We start from the raw sequence: 15,807 nt of genomic DNA, 5'->3' as shown, positions 1-15,807 counted from the left end.
GGGCGATCCGCGGACAGTGGATCACGGCTCAGCGGCCGGCGCGCCGCCATTTCTCCTGCACGGCCACCCGGTGCAGCCGCCAGCCGTCGTCCGTGCGGAGCACGCCGAAGGCGTACCGGCCGCCGCACACGAGGTCCGGTGCCGTGGGCGCACCCTCGGTGCCGGTCAGGCACATCGGGCTGACGTAGTCCGCCCGCATCTCGGCCGTGTCGCCCGCAGCCTGGTCCAGGACACCGAAGCGCAGCCGCCGGTTGACGATGAGGAGTTGCCGCATCACGACCGCTCGCATGCTGTCGGCGAGCCACGCGGCGACCTCGTCCACGCCCCCCTCGACACCGCCGGCCGAGCGGTAGTCGGCGCGACCGTCCGGTGCGAACAGCGCGCGGTACGCCGCCCAGTCACCGTCGTCGACCGCCGCCGCGTAGTCCGTGATCAGGGCGTCGACTGCGAGGCGGTCTCTTACCGTGGCGAATTCCACACGCTGCGTCATCGCCTCAGTGTTGGGCATGGCGCGGGCACAGCCAAGGGGGCGCGGCACTCGGGGCGGACGGCGCGGATCATTTCGGTCGCCGACGCGGACGGGTCCGTCCCCGGCGCGGATATTTCGGTGGCCGTCCCGCCCCGGGCCGGGGCAGCCTTGCGTGCGTGAACGATCAGACCGCCGCTCCCGAACCCCGTTTCCGTATCCGCGCCCGGTACACGGACACCACCGTCACCGTCTACCAGGCGTACCGGCCGCAGATCGGCCTCCCCGCGGCCCGTACCGGGCGTTTTCCGTCCAGTTGGAAGCGGGAGCGCATGACCTGGATCAAGCCGTCGTTCCTGTGGATGATGTACCGCTGCGGCTGGGCGACGAAAGAGGGCCAGGAGACCGTCCTCGCCGTGGAGATCACCCGCGAGGGGTTCGAATGGGCGCTGCGCCACGCGTGCCTGTCGCACCATGTACCCGGCCTGCACGGCGACCGGGGCGACTGGCAACGGCAGTTGAAGCAGGCGCCGACGCGCGTGCAGTGGGACCCGGAGCGCGATCTGCACCTCGCCGCGCTGCCGCACCGCTCGCTGCAACTGGGCCTCGGCGGACAGGCCGCGGCCCGGTACGCCGACGAGTGGATCGTCGGTATCGAGGACGTGACGCCGCTGGCCGCCGAGATCCACGCCCACGTGCGGGCGGGCGACCTCGACGCCGCGTCCGCGAAGCTGCCGGCCGAGCGGCCGTATCCGGTCGACGGGGATGTGCTGGCGCATCTCTGCGCCTAAGGTGATCGATGATCGATCAAGCGCACTTCCGGAGGTACTCATGGCGCTCACCGTCGTCACCGGCGGCAGCCGCGGTATCGGCGCCGCGACCTGTCTGAGGCTCGCCTCGGACGGCCACGACGTGGCGGTGGGGTACCTCAGGGACGCCGATGCCGCCGAGCGGGTCGTGCAGGCCGTCCGGGCCCTCGGGCGGCGCGCCGTCGCGGTGCGGGCCGACACGTCCGCGGAGGCGGACGTCGACCGGCTCTTCGCCGTCGTGGAGGAGGAGTTGGGACAGGTGACCGGGCTGGTGAACAACGCCGGGGTCACCGGGCCGCTCGGCCGGCTCGCCGACATCGGCACCGCCGATCTGCGGAGGGTCGTCGAGGTGAACCTGCTGGGCGTGCTGCTGTGCGCGCGGCGCGCGGCCCAGCTGATGACGGAGCGGGGCAGCGGGGCGATCGTGAACGTGTCGTCGGCCGCCGCGACGCTCGGCAGCCCCGGCGACTACGTCCACTACGCCGCCACCAAGGCAGCCGTGGACGCCCTCACCCTGGGCCTGGCCAAGGAGCTGGGCCCGGACGGCGTCCGGGTCAACGCGGTCGCGCCCGGCATGATCGACACGGAGATGCACGCCGCGATGGGCGACCCGGGACGGGCGCAACGCGCGGCGGCGGCGATCCCGCTGCGCCGCCCAGGCCGCGCGGAGGAGGTCGCCGCGGCCGTCGCCTGGCTGCTGTCCTCGGACGCCGCGTACACGACGGGCGCGGTACTGCGGGTGTCGGGCGGGCGGTGATGCGGACGGCCTCGGCTCTCGATCAGGCGGCGGTGGTCCTCACGCCGCCTCGACGACCTCGCCCCGTACCGCAGCGGCCCACTGCACCACCAGCAGCTCGTACTCCTCGCGCTCCTGCGCCGACAGCGAGCCGCCCGCGCGCAGCCACAGCGCGCGGATCTCCTCGTTCACCTCGGCGGCGGAGCGCGCGGAACCAGAGAGCATGGAATCGGGGGACATGGGCCTCAGCCTAGGGGCAGGAACTGACACTGCGCTACCGATTGGCTACGCATCCCCTGGGGAGTCGGTCAAGGACCGGTCCGCAACGGACGCACCCCCGGGTCAGTCGATCCAGACCACGAGGCACAGCGCCCGGCGCGCGGCACCGTCGTAGAACTCCCGCAGCGCGACGAACTGTTCGCCGAGATGAGCGCGTACGTCCCCGCTGAAGCTCTCCAGATGACCGCACAGCGCCGCGGCCTCGGCGGCGTCGCCCGGCACTCCGGTGAGCACCGCGTCCACGTCGGCCTCCCGCAGTTCCCGGGCGATCTTCTCCACCTCGGCGGGGTCGAGCACGCGGGGCGGGTCGGTGAAGCCGTCGTACACCTCGTCGTGGTCCAGATAGCCGGCGGTCTGCCCGAAGGTGGCCGAAACCGCGCGGTCGAGCAGATCGGCCAGGGACGGATCGGCGCCGGTGGAACGGCAGTACGCGGCGAGCCCCCAGCTCGCCCAGCCGGTGTCCAGCCGGTCCGACGCGGGCGGGTCCCAGCCGGGCGCGGCGCCCGGGGAGTCGAGCGCGGACTGACGGCAGCGTTCCAGATATTCGGGGGTCACACGGGCGAACTGCTGGGTGAGAGCCATGGACTCATTCCTCCCCGCTGTGCCGGTTGGCGATTCAGCCGGCCGACTCCGCCGCGTGCGGGCTGAGAACGCCCGCCGTGACCAGGGCGATGATGACGATGCCGAGGATCACGCGGTACCAGACGAACGGCATGAAGGACTTGCTGGAGATGTACTTCATGAACCAGGCGATCACGGCATAACCGGACCCGAACGCGATCAGCGTCGCGAAGATCGTCGGCCCCCACGAGACGTGATCGCTCCCCACCGCGTCCTTCAGCTCGAACAGCCCGGAGGCGAGCACCGCGGGGACGGCGAGGAGGAAGGAGTAGCGGGCGGCGGCCTCGCGCCTGTATCCCATGAACAGGCCGCCGCTGATGGTCGCGCCGGAGCGGGAGACACCCGGGACGAGTGCGCACGCCTGGCACAGGCCGAAGATCAGGCCGTCCTTCACGCCCAGGTCCTTCAGCGTCTTGCGCTGCTTCGGGGCCCGGTGCCGGCCGCCCGTCTCGTCGCGGGCCGCCAGCCGGTCGGCTATGCCGATGACGACACCGACGACGACGAGCATCGTCGCGGTGATCCGCAGATCGCGGAACGGCCCCTCGATCTGGTCCTTGAGCGTCACACCCAGCACACCGATCGGGATCGAGCCGACGATGACCAGCCAGCCCATCTGGGCGTCGTGGTCGCGCCGCATGCCCTTGTCGAACAGCGAGCGGAACCACGCGGACAGGATGACCGCGATGTCCTTGCGGAAGTAGATCAGCACCGCCGCCTCCGTGCCGATCTGGGTGATCGCCGTGAAGGCCGCGCCCGGGTCGTGCCAGCCGGAGAAGGCCGCGGTCAGCCGCAGATGCGCGCTGGAGGAGACGGGAAGGAACTCGGTCAGCCCCTGGACGAGTCCGAGGACGAGCGATTCAAACCAAGACATGAAGTTACGTCAGTCCAAGTGCCGGTCGTGGAAGGGGCGACGGGGCACTGGGCCGCCGTACGCGATGATCACGTGTGTCGAGGGCAGCGTAGCGTCCCTGGATGACCTTCTCTTGGCGGGGGCTGCGGGCCCGGATCCGTCAACCGCGGCGCAGATGGTGCCGTTTGCGCCAGGCCATCACCGCCCCCGCCACGGCCGGCAGCGTGATGCCGGCCATCGCGACCAGGAAGGCGGGAGAGGTCGGGGAGCCGGCACGGGCGCCGGCGAGGGCGTAGGCGGCGGTGTTCGGGACCGAGCCGATCCCGGTCGCGAGCAGGAACGGCAGACAGCGCATCCGGGAGACGGCGGCGCAGTAGTTCGCGGCCCAGAACGGCACCCCGGGGAAGAGGCGGGCCATCAGCATCGACCGGAAACCGTGCCGGCTGAGCTGGCCGTCCGCCGCCTTCAGCAACCGGCCCCGCAGCAGCGGGCGCAGCGCGTCCTGGCCGAGGGCCCGGCCCAGGCCGAAGGCGATCCCGGCGCCCAGCACGGTGCCGGCCAGCGAGGTGGCGAGCCCAATGGAGGTGCCGAACACCGCGCCGGCCGCCAGGTTCAGCAGCGGCCGCGGCACGAACGCCACCGTGCACAGCCCGTACGCCAGCGTGAACACCACGGCCGCCGCCGCACCGCCCAGCTGGGGTGGCCAGCCGTGCGCCAGCAGCCGCTGCGGCTCGAACAGCAGCACCGAGCAGCCGGCCGCCGCGAGCAGCGCGATCAGCAGGGAGAAGCGGGACCAGGGTGAGCGCAGGACACGGGCGCAGCGCGCGCCGAGCGCGCCGAGCGTGCCGGGCACGGGCGGCGCGGGGATCGCGAGCTCCATGGCGGGGGCCGGGGGAGAGGCCACTGCGGTGCCCCCAGAGCGGTTGGGTGCAACGGGCATCCGGCGACAGTAACCGACGCGGGTGTCTGATCGCCGTATGGTCTGTCTCATGACCGTCACACGTACGGGCCCGGCCGCCGTGCCCCGCAGCGCGCTCGCCGATGCCGTGCTGCCACGGCTGACCGAGGTGTACGGCGGCGCGGCCGATGCCGGACGGGCCGCATCCATGCGGGCGTACATGAAGGACGTCGCCCCCTTCCTCGGCATCCCCACCCCCGAGCGGCGCGCCCTGTCACGCAGCGTCCTCGCGGGCACCGCACGCCCCGGCGAGGACGACTGCGCGGCGATCGCCCTGCGCTGCTGGGCGCTGCCCGAGCGCGAGTACCACTACTTCGCCGTCGACTACCTGCGCCGCCACGTCGGCCGCTGCTCCTCCGCGTTCCTGCCGGTGGTCCGGCGTCTGATCACCACGGTCCCCTGGTGGGACACCGTCGACCTGCTCGCCGTCCATGTCGTCGGCCCGCTCGTCGCGGCCGACCCGGCCCTCGCGGCCACCATGGACGCCTGGATCGCCGACGACGATCCGTGGGTGGCCCGCGCCGCCCTGCTGCACCAGCTGCGGTTCAAGCAGGACACCGACACCGAGCGGCTGTTCGGCTACTGCCTCCGGCGCAGCGGACACCCCGACTTCTTCATCCGCAAGGCCATCGGCTGGGCCCTGCGCGAGTACGCCAAGACCGACCCGGACGCCGTGCGCGGCTTCCTCGCCCGCGAGCGGGGCCGGTTCGCGGCGCTGACCGTGCGCGAGGCGCTGAAGAACATCGGCGCCTGACACGACGTAAGGGGCGCACGTCACCGGTCGTACAGCGATAAATCGTTCGACGGCGGGACGCGGCTCGGCGATGATCGACGTCATGTTCCGGTACGCCTTCCTCCTCGCAGCATCCGCGGTCGCGGATGCGCCGAAGGCTGCCGTTCCCGTCATCCTGGCCGCTGTCGACGGCGCCCGAAGCTGACCCTCCCCGGATCGTCCGCGGACCCCGCAGGGGGAGGGTCGGCGGTTCCTTGGGGTCCCCCTTTTCTCCTCTCCCACGAGGCTTCGAGGTACAGCCATGCCCAAGACGGCGTACACACGCACCAAACCGCATCTCAACATCGGCACCATGGGTCATGTCGACCACGGCAAGACGACGCTGACCGCCGCCATCACCAAGGTGCTGGCCGAGCGCGGCACCGGCACCTTCGTGCCGTTCGACCGCATCGACCGCGCCCCGGAGGAGGCCGCCCGCGGCATCACCATCAACATCGCGCACGTCGAGTACGAGACGGACACCCGGCACTACGCCCACGTGGACATGCCGGGCCACGCCGACTACGTCAAGAACATGGTCACCGGCGCCGCCCAGCTCGACGGGGCGATCCTCGTCGTCTCCGCGCTCGACGGGATCATGCCGCAGACCGCCGAACACGTCCTGCTGGCCCGTCAGGTCGGCGTCGACCACATCGTCGTCGCGCTGAACAAGGCCGACGCCGGCGACGAGGAGCTGACCGACCTGGTCGAGCTGGAGGTCCGCGACCTGCTCACCGCGCACGGCTACGGCGGCGACGCCGCGCCCGTCGTACGGGTCTCCGGGCTGAAGGCGCTGCAGGGCGACCCGCGCTGGACGGCGTCCATCGAAGCACTGCTCGACGCGGTGGACACCTATGTGCCCATGCCGGAGCGGTACCTGGACGCGCCGTTCCTGCTGCCGGTGGAGAACGTGCTCACCATCAGCGGCCGCGGGACCGTCGTCACCGGTGCCGTCGAGCGCGGCACGGTGCGGATCGGCGACCGGGTCGAGGTCCTCGGCGCGGGCGTCGAGACGGTCGTGACCGGGCTGGAGACCTTCGGCAAGCCGATGGAGGAGGCGCAGGCCGGGGACAACGTCGCACTGCTGCTGCGCGGGGTGCCCCGGGACGCCGTGCGGCGGGGGCACGTGGTCGCCGCGCCGGGCAGCGTCGCGCCGAGCCGGCGGTTCACGGCCCGGCTGTACGTCCTGTCGGCGCGCGAGGGCGGCCGTACGACACCGGTCGCCACCGGCTACCGGCCGCAGTTCTACGTCCGTACCGCCGACGTCGTCGGCTGCCTCGACTTCGGTGAGGCGGCCCTCGCGCGGCCCGGGGAGACGGTCGAGGTGACCGTCGACCTGGGGCGCGAGGTGCCGCTGGAGCCGGGGCTCGGGTTCGCCGTCCGCGAGGGCGGGCGGACGGTGGGCGCGGGGACGGTCACCTCGGTCGGCTGAGGTGACAATGGTGGCGTGAGCGATGCCATACCCGTCACCCGGACCACCGACCACGGAACCGCCAAGCTGATGCCCGACGTCGACCGTGAGCGTGCCTGGCTGCTCACGGTCGACGGCGCGCCCCAGTCGTACGTCGACCTCGACGACCCGGCGTACCTGGAGTTCGAGTACGCGCGGCGGCTCGGGCACGTGCTGGACACCGTCGCGGAGCCGGGGCGCCCGCTGGACGTGCTGCACCTCGGCGGGGGCGCGCTCACCCTGCCGCGGTACGTGGCCGCGACCCGCCCCGGTTCCCGGCAGGACGTCGTCGAGGCCGACCGGGGGCTGCTGGAGTTGGTCGTGGAGCACCTACCGCTGCCCGCCGGCTGCGGCGTCGCGCTGCACACGGCGGACGCCCGGGCGTGGCTGGAGGCGGCGCCGGCGGACAGCGCCGACGTGCTCGTCGCCGACGTCTTCGGCGGCTCGCGCATCCCCGCGCACCTGACGACCCTCGCCTACGCCCGCGAGGCCGACCGCGTGCTGCGTGCCGACGGCGTCTACGTCGCCAACCTGGCCGACGCGGCGCCGTTCCCCTTCCTGCGCTCCCAACTGGCCACTTTCGGCGCGCTCTTCGAGGAGCTGGCGCTGATCGCCGAGCCGGGCGTGCTGCGCGGGCGGCGCTTCGGCAACGCGATCCTCGTCGCCGCCCACCACCCCGTCGACACCGCCGCGCTGGCCCGGCGGGCCGCAGCGGACGCCTTCCCGGCGCGGGTGGAGCACGGGCCGGCGCTGCGCGACTTCACCGGGAACGCCCGCCCGGTCACGGACGAGGACGCGGTGCCCTCACCCGTGCCGCCCGACGGGGCTTTCGGCATCGGCTGAGGCGGCGCCCAGCGCCACGGGCCTGGTACGGCGGCGCAGGGTGCGTACGTCCTTGACGCACAGCACGGCCGCGGTGACCGCCACGACCAGGGCCGCGCACCCCCACAGGGACGCGGTCCGCCCGAAGGCGCCCTCCGCGGGGCCCGCCATCGCCATGGCGAGCGGGACCAGCGCGACGGATCCGAACCAGTCGTAGGCCGACACCCGCGACAGCTTCTCCTCCGGGATCTCCTGGTGCAGCGCCGTCATCCAGGACACGCCGAACACCTCGAGCGTGACCCCGGTGGTGAACATCACCGCGCACAGAACGCCCAGCGGCACCGGAACGGCGAGGGCGGCCGACGGCAGGGCCAGCGGGAAGACGCACAAGGTGCCGGCGAGCAGCAGCCGGCGGGGTTTCCAGCGGGTCATCAGCAGGGCGCCGGCGACCGTGCCCGCGCCGAAGAAGCCGAGCGCCAGGCCCCAGGGGCCCGGCCCCCCGAGGTGGTCGCGGGCGACGAGGGGGCCGTAGACGGCGTCGGCGGCGCCGACGACGGCGTTGGCGACGGAGAACTGCGCGACGACGCCCCACAGCCAGGGGCGGCCGGTGAACTCCCGCCAGCCGTCCTTCAGATCGGCGAGGAGTCCGCCGCCGGCGGCGCGCGGCGGGATGTGCCGTACGTCGAGGAAGGAGCGCAGGGCACCGGCGAGCGCGAAGGCGGCCGCGTCCGCGGCGAGGACCCAGCCGGGGCCGACGGCGGCGACCAGCGCGCCGCCCGCCGCCGCGCCGCCCAGGGCCGCGCCCTGCATCGCCATCCGGAACACGGCGAACGCCCGCCCCGCGTGCTCGCCCTGTACGGACGACAGCAGCATGCCCTCGGCGGCGGGACTGAAGAACGCCTGCCCGGCACCGCCGAGCGCGGTCAGCAGCATCATCTGCCACAGCCGGGGCTCGCCGGTCAGCACCAGGACGGCGAAGGCGCCCTGGGACAGGCAGTTGACGGCGTTGGCGGCGACCATCACCCGGTGCCGCGGCAGCCGGTCCGCCACCGCGCCGCCGATCAGCAGGAACGCCACCAGCGGCACGGTCCGCGCGGCCGCCACCAGGCCCACGTCGCCCCCGTCCCCGCCCGCGCCGAGCACGGCGAACGCGGAGGCGATGAGAGCGGCCTGACTGCCGCCGTTGGTGAGGAAGGCGGCAGCGGTCAGCAGCCGGTAGTTCCGCCCGGCCCAGACGGGCCGGCGCGCAGGACGGGGGCTGTCGGAGGCGGTGGTCACCGGCTGACTATGACCGACCGCCTCCACACACGCCAATCCGATCCCGGCCGCCCTCGCGCCAGTCGACTCGCGCGAGGGTCGGCTCGCGACTGGTCGACTCGCGCGCGGGACGGCTCGCGACCGGATCAGCTCGCGATCGGGTCGCCGTGCAGGCGCACGGTGCTGAGGATCTGCTGGATGGTGGCGTCGGGCACCTCGCCCTTGACGCCCTTGGCGCCGTACATGCTCCAGGAGACGAAGTTGCCGAGGGAGTTCTTGAACGCGAACGTGATCGCCTTGCCGTCGCTGTCGCAGGTGCCGTGCTTGGGCACGCCCTGCGTGTAGGAGACGGCCACGCTGCCCTGCACGCCGGACTTCGTCTTGTAGGGCTTGGCCTGGCCGATCTTCAGGTACTTGCGGGAGGTCTTCTCGTTCTGGTCGGTGTAGCCGCCGAACGCGAACGCGGCCGCGTCACCGCGGGCGGTGCTCGCGGTGTCCTTGGCGCCGTTCTCGCCCTTGGTGCCGGCGGCCGCCAGCTTCGTCGAATCCTTGCGGCCGTCCTTGTCGTCGTCGGACACACACCAGTCCGGCTTGAGGACGGCGGGCGCGGAGAACCCGATGTACGGGGAGCCGTCGCCCTTCTGCGTGTCCTCGAAGCCCATGAAGGTGCCGGGGTCCTCCACATGCCAGTCCGCGGGGACGTCGAAGGCCGTGCCGTACTTGGGGTTCACGACGACCTTCCAGCCCGGGACGGTCGCCTTCTCCGCCTCGCCGCCGCGCGGGTTGTCGCCCCCGCCGGACGCCGTCGGCTGCGTCGACGGCGTCGGCGACGAGGACACCGACTGCGCGGTGGTCGGCTTGTCCGAGCCGCCCTTCGCCGTGTCCTCCTCGTCACCGCCGAGCACCAGGAACCCGGTGACGGCGGCCGTCAGCACCACGGCGCCGGCCGCGATGATCGCCACGAGCTTGGTCCGGTTCCCGCCACCCCCGTTGCCGCTGCCGAGGTTCCCGGGCGGCGGCGTCACCGGCTGTGGAACACCGGCCGGCGTGGGCGTCCCCCACTGCTGCTGCGCATAGGGGTTGGGCTGCTGGTAACCGGTCTGCTGATACGGATTCGGCTGCTGGTACCCCGGCTGACTCGGCTGCTGGTACGGGTTGTTCTGCGCGTTCGGGTTCGGCTCGCCCCCGGGCGGCTGCTGCTGTCCTGGCCACATGGCGCCCCACCCTAGTGCCGCCCCGGACACGAATCGGTCACCGGGCCTTGTCAGGGACGTACCGAAAACCGTTGTCGCGGGACGACCGGGGGAGACCGGTTCCGGGGCCGGTTGCCCTGGCCCTCCAGGCTACTCGTGGGTAACATGCCCCCATGAGCGCAGATCAGATGTCGATCGGCGAGATGCTCGCCGCTACCGTGCCGATGGCCCGGACCTTGAAGCTCGACTTCGTCGAGGCCACGCCGGAGCGGGCTGTGGTGGCCCTGCCGGATCAGGGGGAGTTCCACAACCACGTGGGCGGGCCGCACGCCGGTGCGATGTTCACGCTCGGGGAGTCGGCCAGCGGGGCGATCGTGCTCGCCGCGTTCGGGGATCAGCTCGCGCGGGCCGTGCCGCTGGCCGTGCGGGCCGAGATCGCCTACAGGAAGCTGGCCATGGGGGCCGTCACCGCGACCGCGACGCTGGGCCGGCCGGCCGCCGAGGTCGTCGCGGAACTGGACGCCGGGCAGCGGCCCGAGTTCCCGGTCGCCATCGAGATCCGGCGTGAGGACGGAGCCGTCACCGGGGAGATGACGGTGGTGTGGACCCTGCGGCCCAACGGCTGAGCGGGCGTTCCCCCGAGTGTGGCCGAGGCCCCGCGTGCGTGCGGGGCCTCGGCCTTTGTCGTGCCCAACAGGCACTGGGGGAACGCCTTTCGAGCCGTCCTTCACCCATTGCAGGCGAATTCGGAAAGTGATACCGGCGGTAACAGGGGGGAAATGTGGGGCTGCTGAGAGGACGTCACTCTGACGCCTTGTTTCCTGAGAGCCGCATGTGCGAAAGTGAGCCCCCCGCGGGAACGCAGTGCCACCCTTCAGCTCGGAAGGAAATGGTTCCGTGCAGTCCCCACACCCCCCACGCCCCCCATATCCGCCCCGCCCGGGAGGGACGCCCGGAGAGTCGGACCGCGACCTCGTCGCCCGCTTGGCCACCCCGGACGGGCACGGCCGCGCCGTCGCCCTGCTGCTCGCCCGGCACTGGTCCGCCGCCCGCGACTACGCCGCCGTCTGCCTCGCCTCGCCCGGCGAAACCGCCCAGCTCGTGGCCACCGCGGCGGTCCACCAGGTGCTCGACCGGCTCGCCGCCGGCCGGGCCGGTGGCGCCCTGCGGCCACAGATCCTCGTCACCGTGCGCGACACCGTGCGCAGCTGGGCCGCCGACCGCGGTATTTCCGTACTCCTGCCGGAATTGAGCAAAACCACCGGCGGCCGCGGACTGCGCGCGACCGGAGGCCGAACCCCGGAAAAGCGACAACTCGCCGAACGCGCATTCCGTGCCCTTCCCGGCGCCGCCCAATGCCTCTTGTGGCACGCCGAGGTGGAAGCCGACCCGATATCCATACCCGCTGGTCTGCTGGCCATCCATCCCGGCACCGCAGCCACCGCTCTGCAACAGGCCCGCGAACAATTCCGCGCCGGTTGCGTCCGCGCCCACCGCGAACTCGCCCCCACCGACGAGTGCCGCTTCCACACCCGCCTCCTCGACGTCCCCCTGCGCCGCGGCGGACATCTGCTCCCCGACGTCCGCCGGCACCTCGCGGAGTGCCGCTACTGCCGTCATGCCGCCGAACAGCTCAGCCACTTCGACGGCGCCCTCGACGTCCTGCTCGCCGAGACCGTGCTCGGCTGGGGCGCCCGGCGTTACCTCGAGACCCGGCCAGGGCGTAGCGCGAGCTCCGGCGTCGCGCCCACCCGTCCCGGCGGGCGCCACCGCGGGACACCTCCGCCGGGCCGCCCCACCGCCCCCGCGCGGCACACCAAGGCGGTCCTCGCCGGCGTCGGACTGGCCGCTCTGGCCCTGCTCGTCACGGTGCTCGCCACCCAGAGCCGCTCCGCCGACAACGCTGTCCCCGGTTCCGGACCCGGCCGCCGGTCCGCGCGCACCTGGGGCCCGCCCGTCGCCGCGACCGGGACCTCCAGCCGCTCGCTCGGCCCCGTCGCCACCCCGCCGTCACCCGGCTCGACCTCCGGCACCTCCGCCACGGGGCCGGACCCGGCCCCGCTCCTGAAGGGGCGGCTGCGCAGCGCCGCCACCGGCCGCTGCCTCGACGCCCACGCCGGCCGGGTACGCCCCGAAGCCACCGTCGAGCTCGCCGACTGCTCGCCTGCCGCCTCCCAGCGCTGGACGTACGGCACCGACGGCCGGTTGCGCAGCACCGCCGACCCCGCCCTCTGCCTGCGCGCCGACCCGCTCGACCGCCGCGTCACACTCACCGGCTGCGCGGAGGCGACCGCTTACGACCTCACGGGCCGCGGCGAGTTGCTGCTGCACGGAGGGACCGGGCTCGGTCTCGCGTCCCCGCGGGGTTCCGCCACCACGGTCACCGTCGCCCCGCGGGACGCGTCGGCGCGCGGGCGGTGGGTGTTCGACACCGGGACCGCGCAGGGCGGTGACCCGCCTCAGCCGCGATCGGGCCCCGCCGCCGTCCCACCCGGCCCGCCGAGCGGGCGACCCCGTCCGTCCCACGCCCCCGTCGAGCAGCCCGCCGCGCCGCGATTCGCCCCGGTCGGCCGCCGCGCCGAGCCGTCACCGGCCGAGCCTTCACCGCCCCAGCCGTCCGTAAGCCAACTCTCCGCGAGCCATCCCTCCGCGACCCAGCACTCCGAGACTCAGCCCCCTGCGGCCGAGCGCTCAGCACCCGTGCCGCCGGCCGCGCCAGGACGGCCGCCCGTCGTCGCGGTGGCCTCCGTCCTCTCCGGTGCGACCACCGCCGTATCCCTCACTGCGCCCCACGTCGCGCCGACTGCCGCGCCCCTCGCCCCGCTCCCTCTCACCCCGGCACCCTGACCTGACCACCCCCGCGGGGGCCACCCGTCCGGCGGCCCCCGCGCCTCCTTTCGCCCGCCCCACCGCCCACACCACCGCCCGCATCCGGCGCCTTCCCGCCTCGCCTCGTTGACTCGCTCTGCCCCGAGTCGTACGTTGCCGACGCGCACGGCGTTTCTGACGGTTCGTCAATACCGCTCCGGACGCCCTCGTCGTGCCCGTGCACCGAAGGAGCGACGGCCCATGTCCGACACGGTCCCCCGGCGATCCGCCCTGACCCTGCTGAGCGGCACGATCGCGGTCGTCGCGGCCGCCGCGGGATCCCTGTCCCTCGCCCCCCGCGCCTCCGCACGAAGCAGATCCGGCGTCCGCGGCCAGGGCAGCCCGGCCGGCCGCCGCGTCGACCACCTCCTCGGTGCGCTCACCCTCGACGAGAAGGTCAGCCTGCTGCACGGCGCCACCGACCCGGACACGCTGGGCGAGGCCGGTTACGTCCCCGGTGTCCCCCGCCTCGGCATCCCGCCGCTGCGCCTGGCCGACGGCCCGGCAGGCGTCCGGGTCACCCGGCACGCCACCGCGCTGCCCGCCCCCGTCCTCCTCGCCTCCGCGTTCGACCCCGAGCTGGCCCGCCGCTACGGCCAGGTCATCGGCCGGGAGGGCCGCGCCCTCGGCCAGGACGTCCTGCTCTCCCCGATGGTCAACCTCATCCGCACCCCGTACGCCGGGCGCAACTTCGAGACGTTCAGCGAGGACCCGCTGCTCTCCTCCGACCTGGTCGCCGCCGAGATCGAGGGCATCCAGCGCGAGGGGCTCATCGCCACGGTCAAGCACCTCGCGCTGAACAACCAGGAGAAGGACCGCATGTCCGTCGACGTACGCGTCGACGAACGCACCCTGCACGAGGTCGAGCTGCGCGGCTTCGAAGCCGCCGTACGGGCGGGCGCCGGAGCCGTGATGGGCGCCTACAACAAGGTCGCCGGGACCTACGCCTGCGAGAACAAGGCCCTGCTCACCGACATCCTGCGCGAGAGGTGGGGCTTCGACGGCTGGGTGATGACCGACTGGTACGCCGCGCACAGCACGGAGAAGGCCCTCACCGCGGGGCTCGACATGGAGATGCCGAACGGCGCGTACTTCGGTGCGGCGCTGCGCACAGCGGTACGCGACGGCCGTGTCGCCGAGGCGTACGTCGACCGCGCCGTACGCCGCGTCCTGACCGTCATGGACCGCTTCGGGCTGCTCGACGGCAGCGCGCCGCCCCGCCCCGAGCGCGACGCGCCGGCCGGCGCCGCGCTCGCCCTGGAGGTCGCCAAGGCCGGGGCCACGCTGCTGCACAACCCGCACGGCGTCCTCCCGCTCACCGTCGGCAGCATCGCGGTGATCGGTCCGACCGGCGCCCTGCCCTTCGTCAGCGGAGGCGGCAGCGCCCACGTCTCCCCGGACCACGCCGAGAGCCCGCTGGCCGCCCTGCGCTCCCGGGCCGACGGCGAGGTCACCTACGCCCTCGGCGAGGACGTGTTCGGCAAGCCGATCCCGGCGGACGCGCTCACCCCCGGCTTCGCCGGCGAGGGCACGACGGTCGACGCCGGGACGGCCTGGACGTACGACGGGACTCTCACCGTCGCCGAGGCCGACGAGTGGACGTTCGTGCTCCACTTCACCGGTGCCCCCACCGGCCGGCCGAAGGTGCAGCTCGACGGCGCCGAGCTGTTCCCGATCGCGTCCGGCTGGGGCGAGGCCTTCGTGGGCGGCCTGCTCGGCACCGCCCCGGACGGCCTCGCCGTCCGCCGCGCGACCGTCCGCCTCACCGCCGGCACCCACCGGCTGCACATCACCGCGCAGGGCGGAACGGCCGGCCTGCGGTTCCGGCTGCGGCGCAGCACCGGCGCCACCCGCGCCGCGGACGTCGCCGAGGCGGTACGCGCCGCACGCGCCGCCCACCAGGTCGTCCTGTTCGCCTACGAGGACGCCACCGAGGGCCAGGACCGGACCGGCATCTCCCTGCCGGGCCGGCAGAACCGGCTGATCGAGGCGGTGACCGCCGCCAACCCGCGCACCACCGTCGTCCTCAACACCTCCTGCGCCACCGCGATGCCCTGGCTGGAGCGCACCGGCGCGGTGCTCCAGATGTACTACCCGGGTCAGGAGGGCGCGGCCGCCACCACCGCCGTCCTCTTCGGCGACTGCGACCCCGGCGGCCGGCTCACCCAGTCCTTCCCGGTCGACGACGATCACCACCCCGTCGCCGGCGACCCGCGCCGCTACCCGGGCACGGGCGGCGTCGAGGAGTACTCCGAGGGCGTTCACGTCGGCTACCGCTGGTACGACGCCGAGGACGTGCGCCCGCTCTTCCCGTTCGGCCACGGGCTGTCCTACACGACCTTCGCCTACGGCGATCCGTCCGCGCGCTGGACCGAGGACGGGCTGCAGGTGGACTTCACCGTCCGCAACACCGGCCGGCGCTCCGGCGTCGACGTGCCGCAGGTCTACGTCGGACCCTCCCCGGACCTGCCGCTCGACCAGCCGGTGCGGCTGCTCGGCGGCTACCGGCGGCTCACCCTGGCGCCGGGGGAGCGGCGCCGGGTCACCGTGCGTGTCGCCCCGCGGACCCTGTCCTGCTGGGACACCGGCCGCCACGACTGGGTGCTCGGCACCGGTCGCCGCACCGTGTGGATCGGCGCGTCCTCGCGCGATCTGCGGCTGAGGACCGCGGCCGAGGTGGGCGGCCGGGAACGCGAGGCGGGTCTCGGCCGTTCCTGAACCGGGGG

The 15,807-nt window shown here is 73.6% G+C and carries 15 protein-coding genes; 8 read left to right on the top strand and 7 right to left on the bottom strand.

Annotated features, from left to right (window positions below):
• Positions 1–28: 28 nt before the first annotated feature.
• Positions 29–490: a nuclear transport factor 2 family protein gene (locus ACZ64A_RS18070; RefSeq protein WP_469811321.1), complete on the bottom strand. Its 462-nt coding sequence runs from the start codon at positions 488–490 to the stop codon at positions 29–31.
• Between the two features lie 155 nt (positions 491–645).
• Here ACZ64A_RS18070 and ACZ64A_RS18065 point away from each other — a divergent pair, with 155 nt between their 5' ends.
• Positions 646–1,257 carry a DUF4291 domain-containing protein gene (locus tag ACZ64A_RS18065; protein WP_469811320.1) on the top strand — a complete coding sequence of 204 codons (612 nt, stop codon included), beginning with the start codon at positions 646–648 and terminating at the stop codon, positions 1,255–1,257.
• Positions 1,258–1,297: 40 nt separating this feature from the next.
• Positions 1,298–2,032 (top strand): SDR family oxidoreductase, encoded by a 735-nt coding sequence (locus ACZ64A_RS18060; RefSeq protein ID WP_469811319.1) that lies wholly within the window; start codon positions 1,298–1,300, stop codon positions 2,030–2,032.
• Positions 2,033–2,071: 39 nt separating this feature from the next.
• Here ACZ64A_RS18060 and ACZ64A_RS18055 read toward each other — a convergent pair whose 3' ends face one another.
• The 4 genes from ACZ64A_RS18055 to ACZ64A_RS18040 form a co-directional block, all read right to left on the bottom strand.
• A complete protein-coding gene (locus ACZ64A_RS18055; RefSeq protein ID WP_469811318.1) occupies positions 2,072–2,251 on the bottom strand; it encodes a hypothetical protein in 180 nt (59 codons plus the stop codon).
• Between the two features lie 102 nt (positions 2,252–2,353).
• On the bottom strand, positions 2,354–2,872 hold the full coding sequence (locus tag ACZ64A_RS18050) for a DUF1877 domain-containing protein (RefSeq protein WP_469811317.1): 519 nt from the start codon (positions 2,870–2,872) through the stop codon (positions 2,354–2,356).
• Positions 2,873–2,906: 34 nt separating this feature from the next.
• Positions 2,907–3,782, bottom strand: a complete 876-nt coding sequence (locus ACZ64A_RS18045; RefSeq protein ID WP_469811316.1) for an undecaprenyl-diphosphate phosphatase — start codon at positions 3,780–3,782, stop codon at positions 2,907–2,909.
• A gap of 139 nt (positions 3,783–3,921) precedes the next feature.
• Positions 3,922–4,701: a TVP38/TMEM64 family protein gene (locus ACZ64A_RS18040; RefSeq protein WP_469811315.1), complete on the bottom strand. Its 780-nt coding sequence runs from the start codon at positions 4,699–4,701 to the stop codon at positions 3,922–3,924.
• Between the two features lie 49 nt (positions 4,702–4,750).
• Here ACZ64A_RS18040 and ACZ64A_RS18035 point away from each other — a divergent pair, with 49 nt between their 5' ends.
• The 3 genes from ACZ64A_RS18035 to ACZ64A_RS18025 all read left to right on the top strand — a co-directional run bounded on the left by ACZ64A_RS18035 (position 4,751) and on the right by ACZ64A_RS18025 (position 7,784).
• Positions 4,751–5,473 (top strand): DNA alkylation repair protein, encoded by a 723-nt coding sequence (locus ACZ64A_RS18035; RefSeq protein WP_469811313.1) that lies wholly within the window; start codon positions 4,751–4,753, stop codon positions 5,471–5,473.
• 280 nt (positions 5,474–5,753) lie between these two features.
• A complete protein-coding gene (gene tuf, locus ACZ64A_RS18030) occupies positions 5,754–6,923 on the top strand; it encodes an elongation factor Tu (RefSeq protein WP_469811312.1) in 1,170 nt (389 codons plus the stop codon).
• Between the two features lie 15 nt (positions 6,924–6,938).
• Positions 6,939–7,784: a spermidine synthase gene (locus tag ACZ64A_RS18025; protein WP_469811311.1), complete on the top strand. Its 846-nt coding sequence runs from the start codon at positions 6,939–6,941 to the stop codon at positions 7,782–7,784.
• On the opposite strand, the gene ACZ64A_RS18020 is transcribed toward ACZ64A_RS18025, so the two are convergent.
• Positions 7,746–9,041 carry an MFS transporter gene (locus tag ACZ64A_RS18020; RefSeq protein WP_469811310.1) on the bottom strand — a complete coding sequence of 432 codons (1,296 nt, stop codon included), beginning with the start codon at positions 9,039–9,041 and terminating at the stop codon, positions 7,746–7,748. The genes ACZ64A_RS18025 and ACZ64A_RS18020 overlap by 39 nt on opposite strands.
• A 125-nt stretch (positions 9,042–9,166) precedes the next feature.
• Positions 9,167–10,234 carry a DUF8017 domain-containing protein gene (locus tag ACZ64A_RS18015; RefSeq protein ID WP_469811309.1) on the bottom strand — a complete coding sequence of 356 codons (1,068 nt, stop codon included), beginning with the start codon at positions 10,232–10,234 and terminating at the stop codon, positions 9,167–9,169.
• Positions 10,235–10,386: 152 nt separating this feature from the next.
• Between ACZ64A_RS18015 and ACZ64A_RS18010 the strand changes: the two genes are divergently transcribed.
• The 3 genes from ACZ64A_RS18010 (at position 10,387) to ACZ64A_RS18000 (ending at position 15,799) form a co-directional block, all read left to right on the top strand.
• Positions 10,387–10,839, top strand: a complete 453-nt coding sequence (locus ACZ64A_RS18010) for a DUF4442 domain-containing protein (RefSeq protein ID WP_469811308.1) — start codon at positions 10,387–10,389, stop codon at positions 10,837–10,839.
• 358 nt (positions 10,840–11,197) lie between these two features.
• Positions 11,198–13,060, top strand: coding sequence for a ricin-type beta-trefoil lectin domain protein (locus ACZ64A_RS18005; RefSeq protein ID WP_469811306.1), 1,863 nt, complete (start codon positions 11,198–11,200; stop codon positions 13,058–13,060).
• A 222-nt stretch (positions 13,061–13,282) separates the two neighbouring features.
• A complete protein-coding gene (locus ACZ64A_RS18000) occupies positions 13,283–15,799 on the top strand; it encodes a beta-glucosidase (RefSeq protein ID WP_469811305.1) in 2,517 nt (838 codons plus the stop codon).
• The last annotated feature ends 8 nt before the right edge of the window (positions 15,800–15,807 follow it).

Source organism: Streptomyces sp. NPDC104814 (genome assembly GCF_055583185.1).
The sequence above is the reverse complement of the archived record's forward strand: the minus strand, read 5'-3'. Positions and strand labels throughout refer to the sequence as shown.